Here is a 21,510-nt window from a genome sequence, read left to right as displayed (position 1 = left end):
GGATCGCACGTGTCAAAATCCCTCGACAGTTTCAATTGCCGCCGCACGCTGAAAGCGGGCGACGCCGAGTATGTCTATTTCGACCTCGTCGAAGCCGAGAAGAACGGCCTCACCGGCATTGCCCAGTTGCCCTATTCGATGAAGGTGCTGCTGGAAAACCTGCTGCGCAACGAGGACGGCCGGTCCGTCACCAAGGAGAGCATCCAGGCGGTGGCCGGCTGGCTGACCGACAAGGGCACCGCCGGCGTCGAGATCGCCTACCGCCCGGCCCGCGTGCTGATGCAGGATTTCACCGGCGTCCCGGCCGTGGTTGATCTCGCCGCCATGCGCGACGCCATGGCTTCGCTTGGGGGCGATCCGCAGAAGATCAACCCGCTGGTGCCGGTCGACCTCGTCATCGACCATTCCGTCATCGTCGACGAGTTCGGCACGCCGATGGCCTTCGCCCGCAATGTCGAGCTCGAATATGAGCGCAACGAAGAGCGCTACAAGTTCCTGAAATGGGGCCAGCAGGCATTCCGCAACTTCCGCGTCGTGCCGCCCGGCACCGGCATCTGCCACCAGGTCAATCTAGAATATCTCGGCCAGGTGGTGTGGACCAACACCGAGGACGGCGAAACCACCGCCTATCCCGACACCTGCGTCGGCACCGATTCGCACACCACCATGATCAACGGCCTTGGCGTGCTCGGCTGGGGCGTCGGCGGCATCGAGGCCGAGGCGGCCATGCTCGGCCAGCCGGTTTCCATGCTGCTGCCGGAAGTCATCGGCTTCCGCCTCACCGGCAAGCTCAAGGAGGGCGTCACCGCCACCGACCTCGTGCTCACCGTCACCCAGATGCTGCGCAAGAAGGGCGTGGTCGGCAAGTTCGTCGAGTTCTTCGGGCCTGGCCTGTCCAACATGACGCTGGCCGACCGCGCCACCATCGGCAACATGGCGCCCGAATATGGCGCCACCTGCGGTTTCTTCCCGGTCGACCAGGAAACCATCCGCTATCTCACAATGTCGGGCCGCAGCGAGGACCGCATCGCCCTGGTCGAGGCCTATTCCAAGGCGCAAGGCATGTGGCGCGAGTCCGGCTCCGCCGATCCGGTCTTCACCGACCTGCTCGAACTGGAGCTGGACAGCGTCGTGCCGTCGATGGCCGGTCCCAAGCGCCCCGAGGGCCGTGTCGCGCTGGAAGGCATTCCGGCCGGTTTCGCCAAGGCGATGGACACCGAATACAAGAAGGCGGCGGAAATCTCCAAGCGCTACGCCGTCGAAGGCACCGACCATGACCTTGGCCATGGCGACGTCGTCATCGCCGCCATCACCTCGTGCACCAACACCTCGAACCCATCAGTGCTGATCGGTGCGGGCTTGCTTGCCCGCAACGCCAACCGCCTCGGTTTGAAGCAGAAGCCGTGGGTAAAAACCTCGCTGGCCCCTGGCAGCCAGGTGGTGGCGGAATATCTGGAAAAGTCGGGCCTGCAGAAGGAGCTCGACCAGATCGGCTTCAACCTGGTCGGCTTCGGCTGCACCACCTGCATTGGCAATTCCGGCCCGCTGCCGGCGCCGATCTCCAAAACCATCAACGACAAGGGTCTGATCGCTGCCGCGGTGCTCTCCGGCAACCGCAACTTCGAAGGCCGCGTCTCGCCCGACGTGCAGGCGAACTACCTGGCGTCGCCGCCGCTGGTCGTCGCCCACGCCTTGGCTGGAACAGTCACCAGGGACCTGACCACGGAGCCGCTCGGCGACGACAGGAACGGCAATCCGGTCTATCTCAAGGATATCTGGCCGAGCTCGGCGGAGATCCAGGAGTTCATCGAGAAGAACGTCACCCGCGAGCTGTTCGCCCGCAAATATGCCGACGTCTTCAAGGGCGACGAGTACTGGCAGAACGTCAAGGCGCCGGAAGGTCAGACCTATGCCTGGGACAACAATTCGACCTATGTGCAGAACCCGCCCTACTTCGCCGGCATGACCACGGGTTTCGGCAAGATCGGCGACATCAAGGGCGCCCGCGTGCTCGGCCTGTTCGGCGACAAGATCACCACCGACCACATCTCGCCGGCGGGTTCGATCAAGGCCGCCTCGCCGGCCGGCAAATACCTGACCGACCATGGCGTCGGCGTTGCCGATTTCAACCAGTACGGCACGCGGCGCGGCAACCATGAGGTGATGATGCGCGGCACCTTCGCCAACATCCGCATCCGCAACCACATGCTGGGCGAGAACGGCCGCGAGGGCGGCTACACCATCCACTATCCCAGCAAGGAAGAGGAATCGATCTACGACGCGGCGATGGAATACAAGAAGGAAGGGGTGCCGCTGGTCATCTTCGCCGGCGTCGAATACGGCAACGGCTCGTCGCGCGACTGGGCGGCAAAGGGCACCAACCTGCTTGGTGTCCGCGCCGTCATCGCCCAGTCCTTCGAGCGCATCCATCGTTCGAACCTGGTCGGCATGGGCGTCATCCCCTTCGTCTTCGAGGAAGGCACCTCATGGGCTTCCCTCAACCTCAAGGGCGACGAGCTGGTCGAGATCGACGGATTGAGCGCCATCAAGCCGCGCCAGACGATGACCGCCAAGATCACCTATGGCGACGGCACGGTGAAGAACGTGCCTATCATCTGCCGCATCGATACGCTGGATGAGCTCGACTACTTCAAGAACGGCGGCATCCTGCAGTACGTGCTGCGCGATCTGGCGGCCTAGAAAACAGTGAGTGGTTAGTAGGACGCAGGGACGCTCCTACTCACTACTCACTACTCACTACTCACTACTCGCTATACCCCTGCCGCGGCCGCGGACCAGCATGCCGCACAGTCCTGCCGGGATGAAGGCAAGGTCGTCAAAGCATTGACCGGCCAGGACCAAAGTCCAGGGCCGGTGCGTTGGCAATAGAGATAGATGGCGGTGAGGAGAACTTGCCGCATGGCGATGATGCCGCCGCTCAATCGAACCACGCCTTGAAATGCAGCGGCTGCTCCTATTGCGGCCTTACCTCACGATTGCAGCGGTAAATTTCACCGCAACGTGACTTCCCGTTGACTTCCCATTCTGCCACATATTTCGGCAAAGCAGAACAAAGCCGGCATCACCGGTGGGAATTGGAATGGTCATGGCCTCGCGACGATCATTGTGGCTGGCAGCCTTTGCGCTGGCCTTCTCGGTTTATGCCGGCGCTGGCCGTGCCAGCGAGCCCGAAACGGCCCAGGCCGAGAAACCCGACAGGCCGCTCGGCGTGGTCGAACTGTTCACCAGCCAGGGCTGCAGTTCCTGCCCCCCGGCGGACGCGTTCTTCGCCGAACTCGCCACGAGGCAAGACCTTGTCGCGCTCGCCTATCACGTCGACTACTGGGACTATCTCGGCTGGAAGGACACGCTGAGCCACAAGGAAAACACCGAGCGGCAATATGACTATATGCGCTATTTCAGCAGCCGTTCGGTCTATACGCCGCAGGCCGTCCTGAACGGCCGCATGCATGTCAACGGCGCCAATCGCGGTGAGGTCGACGGCGCGCTTGCCCGCATGGCCCGTGCCGGCGAAGGCATGCGTGTGCCCATCAAGGTCAGCCGCACCGGCGACCGGGTGATCATCGACGCAGGTGACGCCGGCGCCGGCCCGAACGACGCCCATGTCGTCATCGTCTATTTCGACGCGCCGCAGACTGTCAAGATCGGCCAGGGCGAGAACTCCGGCCGTAAGATGACCTATTGGAACGCGGTCACCGGGATCCAGACCGCCGGCATGTGGCATGGCATGGCGCAGCGATACGAATTGCCGCTGAGCGAGATCACCAAGAAAGGCGGCTGCGCCGTGCTTTTGCAGTCGGTCGGCAAGGATGGCCTGCCAGGCCCCATCCTGGGTGCGGCTTTCATCCACAAACCCGGATCCGAGACCTCCCTCGATCGTAAGCTGTAACGTCACGCGGTTCGGCGCAATGCCGGGGACCTGTGACGCAGTTCGCCCGGATGCTCAGTGTCCGGTCAGGCGATCGGCGAAAGCCGCAAGGCGTGAGGTCCGGTCCAAGCCGTTTGCTTCACGCCGGTCGGCGATGCGATAGAGCTGGTACATTGTACGCACGCCGAGCCAGCGCAGTGGTTCCGGTTCCCATTTCTTGACCGTGCGGTTGACCCAGGGCAGCCGGGTCAGCTCGGTGTCGTGGCCGAGCACGAGGTCGCGCAAGGTGCGGCCTGACAGGTTGGAACTGGAAACCCCGAGCCCGACATAGCCGCCGGCCCAGCCAATGCCGCTTTCCCGGTCGAAGCCTGAAGTGGTGCACCAGTCGCGCGGTACGCCCAGCGTCCCGCACCAGGCATGGTCGAGGCGCACGCCCTTGGTCCGCGGCAGCAACCTGGTCAGCACCTCGTGCAACTGGTCGATGGTCGCTTGCTGGGTCCGGCCGCGCACATCGGTGCGCGAACCGAAGCGGTAGGGCACGCCACGGCCGCCCATGGCTATGCGGCCTTCGCGCGTGCGCTGCGCGTAGCAATAAGTGTGGGCGGCATCGCCCAGCACCTCGTAACCGTTCCAGCCAATCTGATCCCACAGTTCTTGCGGCAGCTTCTCGGTCACCACGATGGCGCTGTTCAGCGGCAGCCAGAGACGCTCGTAGCCGGGGATGCCAGCCGTGAAGCCTTCGGTGGCGCGGACGATCTTCCCTGCCCGCACGATGCCTCTGCTGGTGGTGACCTTGCCCTTCTCGATCGCCAGCACCTGCGTCTGCTCGTAAATCGGCACGCCAAGCCGCGCGACAGCCGCCGCCAGGCCTTGCACCAGCTTGGCCGGCTGGACACGCGCGACGTTGCGCACGACGAAGGCGCCCAGCACCTTGTCGATGGCGATGCGCTGGCGCGCCTCCCGCGCATCGAGGAAGGCCAGCCGCTCCGGCGGCATCTCCCAGCCCAGCAGCTCCTCGTATTCGGCCTTGGCGCGCTGCAATTGTGCTGTGTTGGTGGCGACGGTGATGTTGTCGACACGGCGGATATCTGCGTCGATGCCTTCGGCTTCCGTCACCGCGATCACCTCATCGACCGTTCCGGACATGGCGCGCTGCATGTCGATCACCGCGCCGCGCGAGGAGGTCTTTGCGTATTTCTCACGCGACCAGCTGAAGCCGCCCGACAGCCAGCCACCATTGCGGCCCGACGCGCCGTAGCCGGCGAACTCCTTCTCGACGATGGCGATGCGCAGCGCAGGCCGCGCCTTCTTCAAATAATAGGCGGTCCACAGGCCGGTGTAACCGGCGCCGACGATGCAGACATCGGCCTCGATGTCGCCGGGCAAGGCCGGCCGATAGGCCGGCACCCCGCCGATATCGGCATACCAGAACGACACGTCGCCATTGTGCTTGGCTTGCATTTTTTTGAAATCCGTCCCGAAATCAGGTGAGCGTCAGGTCAGCCTTGTCGTCGTCGGGGAGCAGCTTCACGTCGGCGCCGGCGAACAGCACCTCGACCTCGTCCCCGATGACGAAACTGTCTGCTTCCAGCGTCGAGCGCACGATGGCTTTCGAGCCGTCGGCCAGATCGACTTCGTATTTTGAGCCGGAGCCGAGATAGATGGCTTCGCCGATGCGCCCCGTGAGCCGGTTGCGGCCATCGCCGCCCGCGCCAGGGCGGGCGAGCGCCAGCTTTTCGGGACGCAGCAGCATGACCGGCCTGCCGCCATTGGGGAGACGCTTGGCGGTCGTCACCGTCTGGCCTGATATCTCGATCGCCGTCTCCTGGCCCGAGGTGGCGGCGGCCCCGCGCAAGACGGTGGAATCGCCGATGAACTTGCCGACGAACAGTGTCGCCGGCTCGTCATACAGCTCGCGCCCGGTACCGATCTGTTCGATCCGGCCCCGGTTGAACACGGCGATGCGATCCGACAGCACCAGCGCCTCTTCCTGGTCGTGCGTCACATAGACGAAGGTGGTGCCGAGTTCGCGGTGAATGCGCTTGATCTCGAGCTGCAGCCATTCGCGCAGCTTCTTGTCGAGCGCGCCGAGCGGCTCGTCCATCAACAGCAGCGGCGGGTCGAAGACGATGGCGCGGGCCAGCGCCACGCGCTGCTGCTGGCCGCCCGAAAGCTCGCTGGGGAAGCGATGGCCGAAATCCTCCATCTTGACCATGTCGAGCGCTTGGCGCACCCGTCGTTCGCGCTCGGCTCCCGCCACGCCGCGCAAGGCGAGCGGATAGGCGACGTTGCGGCTCACCGTCATATGGGGAAACAGCGCGTAATGCTGGAAGACCACGCCGATGTTGCGCTTGTGCGCCGGCACGCCGACGACGCTCTTGCCCCCCACTTCCAGCGCGCCGGCACTGGCCTCGGTGAAGCCGGCGACGACGTTGAGTGTCGTCGTCTTGCCGGAGCCGCTTGGTCCCAGCAGCGTCATGAACTCGCCGGCCTCGATGTGCAGCGACACGCCGTCCAGCGCCTTGAAGCTGCCATAGGCCTTGCTGATCGTCCTGAGATCGATCGCCGCGCCCCTGCTCTCTTGCCCCAAGGTCATTGGCGTCCTTTCCGCTCGCGGCCAAGAAGAAGCATGCCGCCGCCGATCAGGATCGTGGTGGCAAACAACAGGATGGTGCCGACGGCCGCGACCGTCGGGTCGGCGTCGCGCGTGATGGAAGCGAAGATCTGCACCGGCAATGTCTTGAGGTAGGGATTGGTGATGAACAGCGACACGACGATCTCATCGAAGGAGGTGGCGAAGGCGAACAGCAGGCCCGACAGCATGCCGGGTGCAATCAGCGGCAGCGTCACCGTGCGGAAGGCGGTGAGCGCGCTGGCGCCGAGGCTCGCCGCGGCTGTCTCGAGCCGCCTGTCGAACACTTCGAGATTGGCCGAGACGGCAATCAGCACAAAGGGCAGCGCAAGGATGGTGTGCGCGAGCACGAAGCCGAGCAGCGTGCCGACAAGCCGTGTATCGAGATAGACCGCGTAGATGCCGATGGCCAGCACCACGCCCGGCACCACCATCGGCGTCAACATCAGCATGCGCAGCAGGTTTGCCGGCCGTGCCTTCATGCGGTCGAGGCCGAAGGCGGCAAGCGTGCCGAGCACCGTTGCCAGCACGGCAACGATCGAGGCGACCTTCAGCGAATTGAGGAAGCTGTTCGACCAGTCCGGGTTGGTGGCGAAATTCTGGTACCATTGCCAGGAAAAGCCCTGCGGCGGAAACGCCAGCGACTTGTTCTCGTTGAACGACATCGGCACCACGACCAGCGTGGGGGCCACCAGCCATATGGCCACCACCAGGCAGACAAGGCCGAGGATGACGCGGGTGAGCGGCTTCATCTCCATCAGCGCCGCTCCGCTTCCCGGTACCGGGATCGCATCACGGGCGCGGCGAGCGCCAGCAACACGAAGGTCGTGACCAGCAGCACCACGCCCATGGCGCCGCCACGGCCCCATTGCAGCAGGCTGAGCACCTGTGTCTGCACCAGGGTGGACAGCATGGTCGAACGCGGACCGCCGAGCAAAGCCGGCGTGATGTAGAAGCCGAGCGCCAGGATGAAGACGATGATCGCCCCGGCATAGACGCCCGGCAGCGACAGCGGCAGGTAGATGGTGAAGAAGGCGCGGGACGGCCGCGCGCCAAGGCTTTGCGCCGCGCGCATCAGCCTGAGATCGATACCTTTCATGACCGAATAGAGCGGCAGGATCATGAACGGCAAAAGCACCTGCGCCATGCCGATGACCACGCCCGTCTGGGTGCGGATCAGCCTGATACCACCGAGCCCGAGCGACCTGAGGATCGAGTTGATGACGCCTGAATCCTGGAGCAGGATCACCCAGGACAAGGTGCGAACCACGCCGCTCACCCAAAACGGGATCAGCACACACAAGAGCAGCACCAGCCGGACGCGAGGACCGACCGCGGTCATCAGATAGGCGTAGGGATAAGCGCAAACCAAGCACACCAGCGTGACCCAAGCCGAAATGACGAAGGTCCGCTGGAGCACGACAAGGTTGATCGGCGCACTGAAGAACCAGACATAGTTCTGCGCTCCCCACTCCGGTTCCGACAGGCTGCGCAGCACGATGGTCAGTAGCGGATAGCCGATCACCCCGAAAAGCAGGACCAGGGCCGGCAACGCGAGCGCGAACGGCCGCCATGCCCAGCGCCTTTCGGCGGCCGGAATGGTTGGCTCGGACGCGCTCACGGCCTTGCTTCCCGTCAGCCGGTCAGTTGCCGGCCATCAGCGCCGCCCACTTCTCCTGCGCCACCGCGAAGTTCGGAACCCAGAACTTGAAGTTCTGCTTGTAGCCCTGCTTCTGGCGTTCAGGCGTATTGGTCAGGTAGGCGGCGACGGAAGCGTCGACCTTGGGCTGCGCGTCATTGTTGATCGGCGTGTAGGAGGTCTTCTCCGCCAATATCTCCTGGGCATGCTTGCCAAGATAGGCATTGAGCAACGCATAGGACGCATCCGTATCCTTGACGCCGACGGGGATTGTCATCTGGTCCATCACCACCAGCCAGTCCTGCCAGGCGGGCGCGTACTTGGCGCCGTTCTTGACCGCCGTCATGGCGCGGCCCGTCCACATCATCAGCATGTCGGCCTCGCCGGATTCGGCGAGCTGCTGCGATTCTGCACCCGTCTTCCAGAAGATCGTGTCGGGGCCGAGCTTGCGGACCACATCTATCGCCTTGTCGATATCGGCCACCGTCATCGCCTTCGGGTCGCCGCCGGCAACCTTGAAAGCCTGTTCCAGCAGGCCACCGGTCGGGCTGCCGGAGCCGTCGATGCCACGCACGCCGGGGAATTTTTGGGTATCGAAGAAGTCGGCCCAGCTCTTGGGCGGATTATCCCCGTACTTTTCCTTGTTGTACATCAGCACGACACCGTAGTTCATCGCCGGCACCGAGCATTCGCCGACCTGGCCTTCCGGGATTTTCGAGACGTCGAGCTTCGTCAGATCGAGCTTCTGGAACAGCTTGCCGCAATAGACATAGGGCGGCAGGTCGTCGGTATCGACGACGTCCCAGGTCACATTGCCGGACTCGACCTGCGCCTGCAGTTTGGCGATCTCCGTCGGACCGTCATTGAGGAGTTTGACGCCGGACTTGTCGACGAACTCCTTGAGTGCGGCCGCCTGGCCGTCCTGGTAGATGCCGCCATAGGAAACCAGGGTCAGCGTCTTGCCCTTCAGCGAGCCATCAGCGACCTCTCCCGCCACCGGCTTGGATTGCGCGAGCGCGGCGGTGGCCGCCAGAAGCACGGCGACGGCCGCCGCATGTCCAAATCCCAGTTTCATGATCATCTCTCCCATTTGCAGAACTCGCATTGTTTTCATTCACCCGGATGCGAGCGGTTTCCGGGCCTGTATCGATCGAGTTCGAGCGCGCCGGCGGTCGGCGGCGCGATGATCCAGAGGACCTCGGCCGGCGTGTCGCCGACATTGACGGTCCGGTGCGGCACCGAGGTTGCGTATTCGACGCTGTCGCCTTCGCGCATCAGATGGCGCTCGTCGGCAAGCGTCAGCTCGACGGTGCCCCTGAGCACCATGAACATTTCGTGCTCGCCGCCATGCACATAGGTCTCGTCGCCGGTCGAGCCGCCAACCTCGAAATGGCCGGCATAGACTTCGAATTGATGGATCGGCCGCCGCGACAGGAGCATCTTGCGGCCTTGGAGGCCGACCGGAACGACCGGCCGCTCCTCGCGCCTCAACACCTTGTGCAGGGGACGGGCATTGTCCTCGAACAGATCGTTGATGCCGAGATCGAGAGCGGCGGCGATCTTGAGCAGCGTGCCCGTATTGGCGCCGCACAGATTGCGCTCGAGCTGGCTGATGAAGCTCGCCGTGGTGCCCGTCATGTCGGCAAGCTGGCGTAGCGAGACGCGCCGGGCCGTGCGCGATGCCTTGATACGAGGGCCGACGCCGCCGGCCTCCGACACGGCCGCCCGGCCATTCAACTGTTTCACTGGGGAGTCCGATGCGTGTGGCATTGTCGTCTCCGTTCCACTTAACACCCTATTAAGTGATACGGAAAATGGCAAGCATGGTCGGCAGAATTGAATAGCGACGTGGGGCTGGCGACCTCGGCCCTACGCCGATGCTCGGCGCGCGCAGTCCCGGGTGCAAGGCTCAAAAACGAAAAAACCGACGTCAGCTTGCTTCTGACGTCGGTCATTTAGGTTTTGGGATCGTCGCACCCGGCTTTTCCGAGGAAAAGGCCGAGGTTGGTTCGATCCGACGCAGACCCGTGGGCGGGGGGCTTGGGGTTTACGAGCCGGTGCCGGACCGAACCGTCTCAGGCAACGCCGGTAAATTCGTCGGACATTGGGGCATGAGCGCGGATAAAAAAAGGCAGAAATGTGGCGAACCATCACCAATTCCAACACGCGTTTCACAAACGTGACTGGACGCGGCGGAAACGGCGCGCCGCTGCTTCGGTTCTCCGGCTCTTGCAATTGCGATGCGAAGGGGCCAACTTTGGTTGGCAAAGATTCATTTTTGAGGATCGAGGCAGGCATGACCGATGACGGCGGCGGGATGGGGGATGGAGACGCATCCGCGATATTGATCCCGCTACACGAGGCGCGCAGCGCACGCCTCGACCAGCCGGTCCGCTTCGACCGGCGCGAACTGGACCAGATCCTCAGGCTTTACGGACGCATGGTCGCGGCCAATGAATGGCGCGACTACGCCATCGATCACCTCACCGACCGCGCTGTCTTTTCCGTCTTCCGCCGGGCCAGCGAAGTGCCGCTGTTCCAGATCGTCAAGGACCCGAAACTGGCGCGCAAGCAAGGCGCCTTCGCCGTCATCGCGGCGGGCGGGCGCATCCTCAAACGCGGCCAGGAGCTTGGCCGCGTGCTCGGCGTCTTCGACAGCAAGCTGAAGCTGGTATAGGGGTGAATGGCGAATTGAAGAATTGAGGAGCGAAGGAAAAGAGCCGCTTACGTCAGGCGCCGAGTGTCTTATTCCTCAATTCTTCAGTTCTCCCTTCCGGAACTTCCGCTCCGGCAGCGAATCCGAATCAGGTGGCAGCGATGCCCCGCCGTTGAGCGATAGCTGCATGAATACCGTGTCCAACCAGCGCCCGTGCTTGTAACCGGAGCCCTCGAGGCGGCCGGAATGACGGAAGCCGAGCTTTTCGTGCAGCCTCACCGAGGCGCTGTCGGCGCGGCCATCGCCGATCACCGCGACGATCTGGCGGAAGCCTGCCGCCTCGACCGCCGCGACCAGGCTTTGCATTAGTGTAAGGCCGACACCCTGGCCCTTCGCGTCAGGCGCGACATAGACCGAATCCTCGACGATGAAGCGATAGGCCGGGCGCGGCCGGAACGCGCCGGCATAGGCATAGCCAAGCACGGCGCCTGCCTTTTGAGCCACCAGATACGGAAAGCCGCCGGCCGCGAGTGCGGCGAATCGCGTCCCCATCTCGGTGCGGCTGGGGGGCTCCAGTTCATAGCTCGCCGTGCCGTTGGCAACCGCGTCGGCGTAGATTTCGGTTATGGCGTCGAGGTCGGCGGGGGTCGCAGGCCTGATCACGATATTGCTCATTCTTTATGCAAGCCTCTCCTGTGCTTTCAATAACAGCAGAGGCCCGTGTAAAAGAAAAGGGCGGCCGTTGGGCCGTCCTTTCAGGAGTCGATGGTCCAATGCCGCTTAGCGGCGGTCGCCCATGAACTGGAGCAGGAACATGAACAGGTTGATGAAATCGAGGTAGAGCGACAGCGCGCCCATGATGGCCTTGCGGCCCGCGACATCGGAAGTGTCGCCCTCGAAATACATCTCCTTGATCTTCTGCGTGTCATAGGCGGTGAGGCCGGCGAAGACCAACACGCCTATCGCCGAGACGGCGAAGGTCAGTGCCGACGACTGCAGGAAGATGTTGATCACCGACGCGATGATGATGCCGAACACGCCCATGATCAGGAACGAGCCCATCGCCGACAGGTCACGCTTGGTGGTGTAGCCGAACAGCGACAGCGCGCCGAAGGCCGCGGCGGTGGCGAAGAAGGTCTGCGAGATGCTGGCCGTGGTGTAGACCAGGAAGATCGACGACAGCGACAGGCCGACCAGACCGGCATAGACCCAGAAGGTGGTCTGCGCGGCGGCGACGCTCATCGACTGGATCCTGAACGACAGGAAGAACACGGCGGCCAGCGGCGCCAGCATGACAACCCAGCGCAGCGGCGAACCGAAGATCGCGTAGCCGAAGGAGGTCAGCATCTCGCCGCTCGGCAGCGTCGCGACGGCCGAAGCCGGATCGGTGGTGGTGGCCAGCATGATCGTGCCGATGGCGGCAAGGCCTGTGATGAGCAGCCCAAGCCCCATCAGATTGTAGACCTTGATCATGTAGGCGCGCAGACCCTGGTCGATGTCGGCGCGGACGCCGGGCACCGCCGACGTCTGATAGTTGCGAATGGGATCAGCCATTGGAATCCTCGTTGCTTCTGCCCCGTCCGGTGTCGGGCCTCTTGCGGACCCAGGCGCCGCTGGGGGGCTCCAGCATGCCTGCGCGGAATATGATGGTTATTCGCGTCGAGAACAAGACCGTAACCGGGTGTAACGGTTCGTGACGGGTCAAAATGCGCCTTCGCCGGCCGTTTCGGACGGCATTCTTACCAAGTTTTAACCCGGGCAGGCGGGCGCCGGCCGGCGAATCAGAGGTTTCGCAGCACGGGTGCGGCCTTGTGGCCGAGCACCCGCCAAGTGCCGGCAAGGCCGATGCCGACCGTGATCACCAGCGAAAAGGCAATCGTCGCCACCGCCACCTCGGGCATGAAATGTGATGGCAGTGTCATGATGCGTGCGACCACGAACCAGGCGGCGGCGCTGCCGGCGGCGAGCGCGAAAATCGCGGTGGCCAGTCCGATCAGCATGTATTCCAAAGAGAATGCCGCGATCAGCGTTCGCCTGGTGGCGCCCAGCGTCTTCAGCACCACCGCGTCATGGATGCGCGCCCGGTTGCCGGCGGCAAGCGCGCCGGCAAGCACCAGAACCGAGGCGATCAGCGCCACGCCGGCCGCCGCCCGGATCGCCGTGCCGAGCTGGCCGACCAGCCGGTTGACGATGTCGAGTGCGTCCTTGACCCGCACCGTCGTCACGGCGGGGAAGGCGCGGGTGACGGCGTTGAGGACGCGCGCGTCGTCGGCCGTCGAGGCGTTCTTTTCGGTGAGCGTGGCTATCCAGCCATGCGGGGCGCCGGCGAATGTGTTGGGCGAGAACACCATGACGAAATTGATGCCCATCGTTTCCCATTCGACCTGGCGGAAATTGGCGATGCGGGCGGTGACATTGCGGCCGAGCACATTGACGGTGATCGTGTCCCCGAGCTTCAGCCCGATTTCCTTGCCTTCCTTGTCTGAAAACGAAACCAGCGGCTCGCCGGTATAGGTGTCGGGCCACCACTTGCCTTCGGTCAGCGTCGCGTTTTCCGGCTGCTTGGTGTCGTAAGTCAGGCCGCGATCTCCCTTCAGCACCCAGGCGCCCTCGGCCGGCACCTTGACCTTGTCGACGGCGACGCCGTTGAGCGCCATGACCCGGCCGCGCAGCATCGGCACCTTGGCCAGCGTTCCCTGCGGCGCCTCGTCCGCGATCAGCGACGAGAACGCATCGACTTCGCTGCCCTGGATGTCGACGAAGAAGAAGTTCGGCGCCCGCTCCGGCAGGCTGCCGGAGATCTGACGCCTGAGATTCCCGTCGATCAGCGCCAGTGTGACCAAGAGCGTCAGCCCAAGCCCCAGCGAGAGCACCACCGAGGGCGTCAGCGCCCCGGGCCGGTGGATGTTGCCGATGGCAAGTCTCAGCGCGACAAACCGCACGCGCGGGCTTTTCCTGGCTGCCCATTGCACCAGACCGCCGACGAGACGCAGCACCAGGAAAGCAAAAACGGTGGCGCCGACGAAGATCGAGGCGATGCGCTGGTCGCCCGAAAACAGGATCGCCAGCGCTGCCAGGAAAAGCGCGATGCCGAGCGCGCTAACGACATAGACGGGGCGCGGGAGACCCCGGCCTTCCAGCCCCATCTCCCGAAACAGCGCGGTTGCCGGCACGTCACGGGCGCGGCCGAGCGGCAGCAGCGCGAAGGCCAGCGTCACCAGCAGGCCGAACAGGGCCGCCATGGCGAGCGCGCCGGGATAGAAGCCGCCTTGCGCCGGCACGGGAATGACCGACTGAAGCGCGGCACTCGCCGCGAACGGCATCAGCGCCGCGAGCACGAGGCCGAGCACGATGCCAAGCGCGGCGATGATCAGGATCTGCACGAGGTAGACGGCAAAGACGAAGCCGCCGGATGCCCCCAGGCTCTTGAAGGTGGCGATGACGCCGCGCTTGCCGTCGAGATAGGCGCGCACCGCGTTGGCGACGCCGACGCCGCCGACCACCAGCGCGGTGAGCCCGACCAGCGTTAGGAACTGCGAGAAGCGTTCGATGTTGGAGGAAAGCGCCGGTGCGGCGTTGCTGCGCGTGCGGATCGACCAGCCGGCCTCCGGAAAATCCTTGGCCGCCTGGTCCTGGATGGCCTTGAGCCGAGCCTCGTCGGCACCGGCGGGCAGCCGGACCTTGTAGGCGTTCTCGACCAGGCTGCCCGGTCGGATCAGCCCGGTGGCGGCCAGGCCCTCGGTCGAGATCATCAGCCTTGGCGCGAAGCCGAACCCGTCGGAGACCGCGTCAGGCTCGGCCACCAGCCTGGCGCGCAGTTCGAACGTGGCGGTGCCGAGCTTCAGCCGGTCGCCGATCTTGAGATGCAGCCGTTCGAACAAGAGGTCGGGTGCCGCGGCGCCGAAAACGCCGAACTGCCCGCCGAACAGTTCCTGCTTCGTCAGCACCGGTTCGGTTTCCAGCGCGCCATAGAGCGGATAGGCCTCGTCGACAGCCTTGGCCTCGACCAGCGCCTGGTCGGACCCGTCAGCCAGGCGCGCCATCGAGCGCATGCTGGCGGTATGCGAAACCACGCCCAGCCCGTCGAGAAAGCCGAGTTCTGCCTGGCTGGCGTCGCGCTGGTTGATCTGGAAGCGAAGATCGCCGCCGAGCAGCGTCTGGCCCTGATCGGCGACACCGGCGGTGATGGAGCGGGCCACCGAATTGACGCCGCCGATAGCCGCCACGCCGAGCGCGATGCAGGCGAGGAAGATGAGGAAGCCGGACAGGCCGCCGCGCATCTCGCGCAGCGAGAAGCGGATGGCAAGCTTCAAGGTCCGCGCCAGCGGCATCAGGCGCTGACCCTGACCGGCGGCGGCGCCTCGATCCGGCCGGAGCGCATCGAAACCTGGCGCGAGCAGCGCGCCGCGAGCGCCGGATCATGGGTCACCAGCACCAGCGTCATGCCGCGTTCGGCGGCCTTGGCGAACAGCAGATCGGCGACCTGCCTCCCCGTCGCCTGATCGAGGTTGCCGGTCGGCTCGTCGGCGATCAGGATGCGCGGCGATGGTGCCAGCGCCCGGGCGATCGCCACGCGCTGCTGCTCGCCGCCGGAGAGCTCGCCGGGATAATGGGTGACGCGGTCGCTGAGGCCGACGGCCGCCAGTTCGCGCGCCGCCACCGAGAACGGATCGGCATGGCCAGCCAGTTCGAGCGGCACCGCGACATTTTCAAGCGCCGTCATATTGGGGATGAGGTGGAAGGACTGGAACACGATGCCAATGTTTCGGCCGCGAAACGAAGCGATCTGGTCCTCGCTTTTGCCGTTGAGGATTTCGCCGGCAATGCGCACCGTACCGGAATCGACCCGCTCCAGCCCTGCCAGCACCATCAGTAATGTCGACTTGCCGGACCCCGACGGGCCGACGATGCCAGTCGCCTCGCCGCGCGCGACGTCGAGGCTGACACCCTTCAATACATGAACCGACGAAGCGCCTTCGCCGAGTGTCAGGGATACGTCTTTCAGCGCGATGACGGCTTCTGTCAAAATGAAAGCGTCCTATATGAAGGGAGGCTCTGCCTGTCGGAAGCCATCGCCGGAAGAATTCTCTGTCATATGGGACCTGCCGCATGTCTTTCAAACGCCGCTTTGCCGCGGGCCTGATCGTTTTCCTCGCCATCTGCGGCGGCATCTCGTCGGTGCGCGCCGAGCCTTTCAAGATCGTCGGCTTCGGTGACAGCCTGATGGCGGGGTACGGCCTTGGCCCGGGCGAGGGCTTTACCGATAAATTGCAGGCAGCACTTCGTGCGAAGGGCCATGACGTCATCGTCGCCAATGCCGGCGTCTCCGGCGACACCTCCAGCGGCGGCCTAGCGCGGCTCGACTGGTCGGTGCCTGACGGCACGCAGCTGGTGATCCTCGAACTCGGCGCCAACGACATGCTGCGGGGTGTCGCGCCCGACATCACGAAAAGGAATCTGGACGAGATACTGGGCAAGCTCAAAGAGCGAAAGATTGCCGTGCTGCTAGCCGGCATGCGGGCGGCGCCCAATCTCGGCGCCGACTACCAGAGCGCCTTCGACGCAATTTTTGCTGACCTGGCCGGCAAATACGATGTTCCGCTCTATCCGTTCTTCCTCGACGGCGTCGCCGGCCAGCCCGGCCTGCAACTCGAGGACGGCCTGCATCCGAGTGCTCGCGGCGTCGACCTGATGGTCGAACGCATCCTGCCCACCGTCGAGAAGGCCATGCCAGGCGGATCGTGACGTCGGATGGAACCGGTTCCGTTGCGGAAGCTTTAGATTGCATCCGCGACCAACAAACCACTTGCTCCATTTGATTATCGATGATTCGCTAAGGGATGACAGTTTCGATTCGAGGAAGGGAGGCTCTTCATGCCGCGTCTTTTCACCGCCCTCGAAATTCCGCGTGATGCCGCCCTTTCGCTGTCCCTGCTCCGGGGCGGCCTGCCCGGGGCCCGCTGGATCGACGTCGAAAACTACCATCTGACGCTACGCTTCATCGGCGACGTCCAGGGCCATGTCGCCGACGAGATCGCCAACGCGCTCGACCGGGTGCATCGCCCGTCCTTTTCGCTGACGCTGTCGGGTGTCGGCGCGTTCGGCCAGAAGAAGCCGCATGCGGTGTGGGCCGGCGCTTCGCCCTCGCCCGATCTGGCGGCTCTCCAGGCCGAAATCGAGCGCATCTGCCAACGGCTCGGCATCCCCGCCGATCCGCGCAGGTTCATGCCGCACGTGACGCTGGCGCGGCTGCGCAATTCGAGCCCGCTCGACGTCGCCCAATATCTGTCGGCGCGCGGCAATTTCTCGACGCTGCCGTTCCGTATCGGCCGTTTCGTGCTGATGTCCTCGCGCGATTCGGTCGGTGGCGGCCCCTATATCGTCGAGGAGGCATGGCCGCTGTCCGGCGTCGATACGCGTGCCGCCAGCCGTGTCGCCAGCACCTCCGACGCCTCCCGGATCATGCGATAGACCTCGGCAAACGCTTGCTGGTCCTCATAGTAGGGATCCGGTACATCGCGCGGCCTTCCCTCGGCGAATTCCAGGAACAGGTGGATACGGTCGCGCACCGCCGCCGGCGCCAGCGCCTTCAGGTCGGCGACGTTGGACCGGTCCATGCCGAAGATCAGGTCGAAGCGGTGAAAATCCTCCGCCATGATCTTGCGCGCCCGCTGCCGCGAGATGTCGATGCCGTGGTGAGACGCGATGGCGATCGAGCGTGGGTCGGGAGCGGAGCCGACCTCCCAGCCGCCGGTCGCGGCCGAATCGAGCACGATATCGTCGCCATATCCGCGCTCCGCCAGCACGGCGCGAAGGACGCCTTCGGCCAGCGGCGACCGGCAGATGTTGCCGAGGCAGACGAAAAGAATGGAATTTATGGGCTTCGCGATCATGGATCCGGCGCTATGGTGACGACTTCAGCGCAATAGCACGGGAAGCGGACATGACGAGAGAGAAACTGGGCAGGGAGGCCGCCGAAGCGGCGCTCACAGGGCTTGAGGGCTGGACACTGGCACAGGATGGCGCCTCGATCGGCCGCACCTTCACCTTCGTCAATTTCTCCGAAGCCTTCGCCTTCATGACCAGGGTGGCGCTGGCCGCCGAGAAGATGGACCACCATCCCGATTGGTCGAATGTCTACAAGACAGTCAATGTGACCTTGAACACGCATGACGCCGGCGGCGTGACGGCGCTCGACATAGACCTCGCCAAGAAGATGAACCGCTATTTCGGCGGCTGAACGCGGCTGTCCAGCGTCCAGGCCGGGCGCGGACCCGGCAAATCGGCGCCGGCATCTTGCAGCCCGGTTCGGCTTTCACCACATTTTGATCGGCGGCATGCGCCGGTATCCGCAAGGAGAGAGATAGATGGCGCGAGAATCCGGTTTTGATTTTTTCGGCTTTGGCGACAAGCTGGTCGGCGAGGGCGAAGTGCGCGAAAAGTTCTGGCGCACGGCCAGGAAGGCCGCTCGGCAGATTCCGTTCATGGAAGATGTCGTCGCCGCCTATTACTGCGCCATGGACAAGAAGACGCCGCTGCGCGCCAAGGGCATATTGGTGGCAGCGCTCGGCTATTTCGTCCTGCCGGTCGACCTCATCCCCGACTTCATCCTCGGTCTCGGCTTCACCGACGACATCGCCGTGCTGACCGCCGCGATCACCGCCGTCAGCGCCCATATCACACCCGCGCACCGGCAAGCCGCCAAGGACGCCATCGCCGACAAGGGCTGAAGTCCCGCCGGCCGAATTCCGCCGCGACGGCTCGACCTCTGGACAGGGGCGTTCAGCGGCGGGTTAAAAGTCAAACTCTTGCCGTTTTCGTGGCCTCCAAGTCGCCAAAGGGACACCGAGCCGGCCGCTGACAAGGCGGCGGCGCGGAAATGGCGGCGGTTTCCTGGGGTGAAGGTCCTTTTCTCTTGGGGAATTCACCGTTTGGTAACCCAGATTAAATCAAAATGAAGCGACGGCAGGACGCCACGCGGCCCGCCTCCGCACCATTTGGAATACGGGAAAAACGATGCGCGGATTGATTGCACTAGTTTCGAGCCTGGTCCTGGCGGCCTCGGCGGCGCCGGCGCTGGCGCAGCAGGCGACCAAGATCGGCCAGCACAATGCCTGGGGAACCTACAGCTACCAGGCTTCGGGCGGCAAGGTCTGCTACGTGCTGACAGTGCCGACCGACAAGCAGCCGCCGACGCTCGACCATGGCGACATGTTCTTCTTCGTCAGCCAGCGACCCGGCCAGCAGGTGTCCTATGAACCGCAGTTCATCGCCGGCTACAATTTCCAGGAAGGTTCCAAGGCCACCGTCACCATCGACAAGAAGAGCTTCTCGATGTTCACGCGCGGCAAATCGGCCTGGGTCGAGAACGCGGCGGAAGAGCCAGTGCTGATCGCGGCGATGAAGACCGGAACCGACATGAAGGTGTCGGCGAAGTCGGGCCGCGGCAATCCCACGAACTATGTCTTCTCGCTTAAGGGCATTTCGGCGGCGTTGTCCTCGATTGCCAAGTGCAAATAGCTATCTTCGTTTTTGAACCGAAGGCCGGGCCGTAACGCCCGGCCTTTGCTTTTTCAGCCCAGCCCTGATTCCGGTGCTGCCTCCGCCCGCCGCCGCCGGATCGCCTCGGCGATGAACACCCGCGACAGGGCGTGATAAAGCGGCTCGTGCGAGATCAGCCGCGCGGTGCCGTAGCCCAGCATCGAAGCCAGCATCAGGCCGATGACATTGTCGTGATTGCCGGTCATTTCCAGGATGATGACGAAAGCCGTCATCGGCGCCTGCACGACGCCGGCGAAATAGCCTGCCATGCCGAGCAGGGCCGCGACGCCGGCGCTGCTCCCGAACATCAGGCCGAGCGAGCTGCCGATGCCGGCGCCGACCGCCAGCGAGGGCGCGAAGATGCCGCCGGGAATGCCTGAGATCATCGACAGCAGGCCGGCCCCGAATTTCTCGGCAAAGAAGAACCAGGGCAGCGGCGTGCCTTCGACCGCGCTGCGCGCCTGCGCGTAGCCGGTGCCGAAGGTCAGCCCGCCCGAGGCGATGCCGATCACCGCGACCCCCAGTCCGCAGATCGCGGCCACCAGCAGCGCGCGCCACAGCGGCTGCAGCGCGTTCCAGCGTCGGATACGCCGCGTCGCCTTGAGGGCCAGCAACGAGAACAAGGCGCCAAAGCCGCCACCGATGACGCCGCAGGCGATTACAAGCGGCCAGTCGACGGCAAACGAGATCGTCTCCTTGGACACGCCGAAATAGGTGTAGTTGCCGAGCACGCCGAGCGAGGCGAGGCCGGCCAGGATGACCGCCGTCAGCACCAGCCCGTTGGTGCGCGCCTCATAGGTGCGGCCCATCTCCTCGATGGCGAAGACGATGCCGGCGAGCGGCGTGTTGAAGGCAGCGGCGATGCCGGCGGCCGACCCCGCCAGGATCAGGCCGCGCGCCTGCGCCATGCCGCCCCAGCGCGCCGCCTGCAGCATCAGCGATGCGCCGACCTGCACGGTCGGTCCCTCGCGGCCGATCGAAGCGCCGCAGAACAGGCCGACAAGGGTGAGCGCGATCTTGCCCACCACCAGCCTGAGCGACAGGATATGGCTGCGGTCGTCGTCGTCGCGAAGGTGGCGGGCGGCGATCGCCTGCGGAATGCCGCTGCCTTGCGAGCCCGGGAAGACGGCGTGCGCCAGCCAGGCGCACAGCACAAAGCCGAGCGGCGTGATCGCCAGCGGCAGATAGAAGCGCCAGCCGCCGTCATTGCCGATCACGACATGAAACAGAGCCTGCGCCTTGTCGGCCAGCACGGCGAACAGCACACTGATCAGGCCGATGGAGATGGCTCCCGCCCAGAACACCAGACGCGGCTGCCAGACGCGGCGCGAGCCCCACATGGCGCGCGAACGCCGCAGCATGGGGTGTTTTCGCGATTGGCCGGCCATGTCTGTCCTCGGGGGAAAACCCAGCCCTAACACAGACATGACGCCGATCAAGCGCGAGTCTGCCGATCGGACGGGATCAAAAGGCCACCGTCGCGGTTGTGTGCCGTTGAGCAAGGAGCCCGCGGTCATGCGCTATGTCAGATTCGCCGCGATGATCCTGGTTTCAACGGTCCTCATGTAGGGGCTCATGTACCTGAACACCTATGCGCTGGATCATGTTTTCTTCAGCCAGACCCGGGTGTGGATGGCCATCGTGATGGGCGCCGCCATGGCCATCGTCATGATCGGCTTCATGTGGGGGATGTACGAGAGCGTGGCCGCGAATGTCGGCATCGTCATCGGTGGCATGCTCGTATTCGCTGGTGCCTTGTGGCTGGTCAGAAGCCAGGAAACCGTGAGCGACGTCTCTTACATGAAGGCCATGATCCCGCACCACTCGATCGCGATCATGACCAGCGAACGCGCCCATATCCGCGATCCGGAGGTGCGAAAGCTGGCGGACGGCATCATCGACGCACAGGTGCCCGAGATCACGCAAATGAAGCGCCTGATCGCGCGGCTCGAAGCCAATCCCGCAGCGGCCGGCGCTCCCGACCTGCCGTCCTACCGAGCCCGCGAGGCCGCGCCGCCACCGCCGGAAACCGACCAGAGCACCGGGATCGATACGCTGTCCATCGACCGGTAGGCGCGGGGATGGACGCGCGGACAATATGAAAGCTGCCCGTCCCGCCGGCCTCAAAGCCGGCGGGCAAGTCCTTGCGAGAT

21 protein-coding genes are annotated in these 21,510 nt (G+C 64.4%); 9 read left to right on the top strand and 12 right to left on the bottom strand.

What is annotated here, in order from left to right:
- The first annotated feature begins 9 nt into the window (after nt 1–9).
- Complete coding sequence (gene acnA, locus ACVWWD_RS07565; protein WP_023774437.1) at nt 10–2,700, top strand: aconitate hydratase AcnA; 2,691 nt, start codon at nt 10–12, stop codon at nt 2,698–2,700.
- Nucleotides 2,701–3,100: 400 nt separating this feature from the next.
- Nucleotides 3,101–3,910, top strand: a complete 810-nt coding sequence (locus ACVWWD_RS07560; protein WP_352552389.1) for a DUF1223 domain-containing protein — start codon at nt 3,101–3,103, stop codon at nt 3,908–3,910.
- Between the two features lie 54 nt (nt 3,911–3,964).
- Here the strand turns inward: ACVWWD_RS07560 and ACVWWD_RS07555 are convergent, their stop codons facing one another.
- Genes ACVWWD_RS07555 through ACVWWD_RS07530 form a run of 6 tightly spaced genes read right to left on the bottom strand, consistent with a single transcriptional unit; the run spans nt 3,965 to nt 9,906 of the window.
- Nucleotides 3,965–5,350: an NAD(P)/FAD-dependent oxidoreductase gene (locus ACVWWD_RS07555; protein ID WP_352552387.1), complete on the bottom strand. Its 1,386-nt coding sequence runs from the start codon at nt 5,348–5,350 to the stop codon at nt 3,965–3,967.
- A 22-nt stretch (nt 5,351–5,372) separates the two neighbouring features.
- Complete coding sequence (locus ACVWWD_RS07550) at nt 5,373–6,485, bottom strand: ABC transporter ATP-binding protein (RefSeq protein WP_352552385.1); 1,113 nt, start codon at nt 6,483–6,485, stop codon at nt 5,373–5,375.
- A complete protein-coding gene (locus ACVWWD_RS07545) occupies nt 6,482–7,279 on the bottom strand; it encodes an ABC transporter permease (RefSeq protein WP_352552382.1) in 798 nt (265 codons plus the stop codon). The genes ACVWWD_RS07550 and ACVWWD_RS07545 overlap by 4 nt, the downstream gene beginning before the upstream one ends.
- Nucleotides 7,279–8,142, bottom strand: coding sequence for an ABC transporter permease (locus ACVWWD_RS07540; protein WP_352552380.1), 864 nt, complete (start codon nt 8,140–8,142; stop codon nt 7,279–7,281). Before ACVWWD_RS07540 ends, ACVWWD_RS07545 begins: the two co-directional genes overlap by 1 nt.
- A 22-nt stretch (nt 8,143–8,164) precedes the next feature.
- Nucleotides 8,165–9,235, bottom strand: coding sequence for an extracellular solute-binding protein (locus tag ACVWWD_RS07535; protein ID WP_352552378.1), 1,071 nt, complete (start codon nt 9,233–9,235; stop codon nt 8,165–8,167).
- 35 nt (nt 9,236–9,270) lie between these two features.
- Nucleotides 9,271–9,906 (bottom strand): helix-turn-helix domain-containing protein, encoded by a 636-nt coding sequence (locus tag ACVWWD_RS07530; RefSeq protein WP_352552376.1) that lies wholly within the window; start codon nt 9,904–9,906, stop codon nt 9,271–9,273.
- Between the two features lie 550 nt (nt 9,907–10,456).
- Here ACVWWD_RS07530 and ACVWWD_RS07525 point away from each other — a divergent pair.
- Nucleotides 10,457–10,837, top strand: coding sequence for a DUF2794 domain-containing protein (locus ACVWWD_RS07525; protein ID WP_023782086.1), 381 nt, complete (start codon nt 10,457–10,459; stop codon nt 10,835–10,837).
- A gap of 75 nt (nt 10,838–10,912) precedes the next feature.
- Here the strand turns inward: ACVWWD_RS07525 and ACVWWD_RS07520 are convergent, their stop codons facing one another.
- The 4 genes from ACVWWD_RS07520 to ACVWWD_RS07505 all read right to left on the bottom strand — a co-directional run bounded on the left by ACVWWD_RS07520 (nt 10,913) and on the right by ACVWWD_RS07505 (nt 15,842).
- Nucleotides 10,913–11,491, bottom strand: a complete 579-nt coding sequence (locus ACVWWD_RS07520; protein WP_023782087.1) for a GNAT family N-acetyltransferase — start codon at nt 11,489–11,491, stop codon at nt 10,913–10,915.
- 105 nt (nt 11,492–11,596) lie between these two features.
- Entirely contained in the window at nt 11,597–12,370 is a 774-nt protein-coding gene (locus ACVWWD_RS07515) for a Bax inhibitor-1/YccA family protein (protein ID WP_023774447.1), read from the bottom strand.
- Nucleotides 12,371–12,597: 227 nt separating this feature from the next.
- Entirely contained in the window at nt 12,598–15,147 is a 2,550-nt protein-coding gene (locus ACVWWD_RS07510) for an ABC transporter permease (RefSeq protein ID WP_457102983.1), read from the bottom strand.
- The gene (locus ACVWWD_RS07505; RefSeq protein WP_352563484.1) at nt 15,147–15,842 is read right to left on the bottom strand and encodes an ABC transporter ATP-binding protein; all 696 of its coding nucleotides are present in this window, start codon (nt 15,840–15,842) and stop codon (nt 15,147–15,149) included. The genes ACVWWD_RS07510 and ACVWWD_RS07505 overlap by 1 nt, the downstream gene beginning before the upstream one ends.
- Nucleotides 15,843–15,925: 83 nt before the next feature.
- Between ACVWWD_RS07505 and ACVWWD_RS07500 the strand changes: the two genes are divergently transcribed.
- Both ACVWWD_RS07500 and thpR read left to right on the top strand, forming a co-directional pair.
- Nucleotides 15,926–16,561, top strand: coding sequence for an arylesterase (locus ACVWWD_RS07500; RefSeq protein WP_352552368.1), 636 nt, complete (start codon nt 15,926–15,928; stop codon nt 16,559–16,561).
- Nucleotides 16,562–16,690: 129 nt separating this feature from the next.
- Nucleotides 16,691–17,287, top strand: coding sequence for an RNA 2',3'-cyclic phosphodiesterase (gene thpR, locus ACVWWD_RS07495; RefSeq protein WP_352552366.1), 597 nt, complete (start codon nt 16,691–16,693; stop codon nt 17,285–17,287).
- Here the strand turns inward: thpR and ACVWWD_RS07490 are convergent.
- The gene (locus tag ACVWWD_RS07490) at nt 17,191–17,709 is read right to left on the bottom strand and encodes a low molecular weight protein-tyrosine-phosphatase (protein WP_352552364.1); all 519 of its coding nucleotides are present in this window, start codon (nt 17,707–17,709) and stop codon (nt 17,191–17,193) included. The two genes, thpR and ACVWWD_RS07490, sit on opposite strands and share 97 nt — an antisense overlap.
- Nucleotides 17,710–17,759: 50 nt before the next feature.
- On the opposite strand from ACVWWD_RS07490, the gene ACVWWD_RS07485 reads away from it, so the two are divergent.
- The 3 genes from ACVWWD_RS07485 (at nt 17,760) to ACVWWD_RS07475 (ending at nt 19,336) form a co-directional block, all read left to right on the top strand.
- Nucleotides 17,760–18,056: a 4a-hydroxytetrahydrobiopterin dehydratase gene (locus tag ACVWWD_RS07485; protein WP_023774453.1), complete on the top strand. Its 297-nt coding sequence runs from the start codon at nt 17,760–17,762 to the stop codon at nt 18,054–18,056.
- A gap of 127 nt (nt 18,057–18,183) precedes the next feature.
- Nucleotides 18,184–18,546: a YkvA family protein gene (locus tag ACVWWD_RS07480; protein WP_352552362.1), complete on the top strand. Its 363-nt coding sequence runs from the start codon at nt 18,184–18,186 to the stop codon at nt 18,544–18,546.
- A gap of 286 nt (nt 18,547–18,832) precedes the next feature.
- Nucleotides 18,833–19,336 carry an invasion associated locus B family protein gene (locus ACVWWD_RS07475; RefSeq protein WP_015314944.1) on the top strand — a complete coding sequence of 168 codons (504 nt, stop codon included), beginning with the start codon at nt 18,833–18,835 and terminating at the stop codon, nt 19,334–19,336.
- 53 nt (nt 19,337–19,389) lie between these two features.
- On the opposite strand, the gene ACVWWD_RS07470 is transcribed toward ACVWWD_RS07475, so the two are convergent.
- Nucleotides 19,390–20,745 (bottom strand): chloride channel protein, encoded by a 1,356-nt coding sequence (locus tag ACVWWD_RS07470; protein WP_457102982.1) that lies wholly within the window; start codon nt 20,743–20,745, stop codon nt 19,390–19,392.
- A gap of 187 nt (nt 20,746–20,932) precedes the next feature.
- Between ACVWWD_RS07470 and ACVWWD_RS07465 the strand changes: the two genes are divergently transcribed.
- Nucleotides 20,933–21,430, top strand: coding sequence for a DUF305 domain-containing protein (locus tag ACVWWD_RS07465; protein ID WP_457102981.1), 498 nt, complete (start codon nt 20,933–20,935; stop codon nt 21,428–21,430).
- Nucleotides 21,431–21,510: the final 80 nt, after the last annotated feature.

This window comes from Mesorhizobium sp. URHB0026 (genome assembly GCF_054059755.1).
Note: the sequence above shows the minus strand (reverse complement) of the source record. Positions and strands in the feature narration are given on the sequence as shown.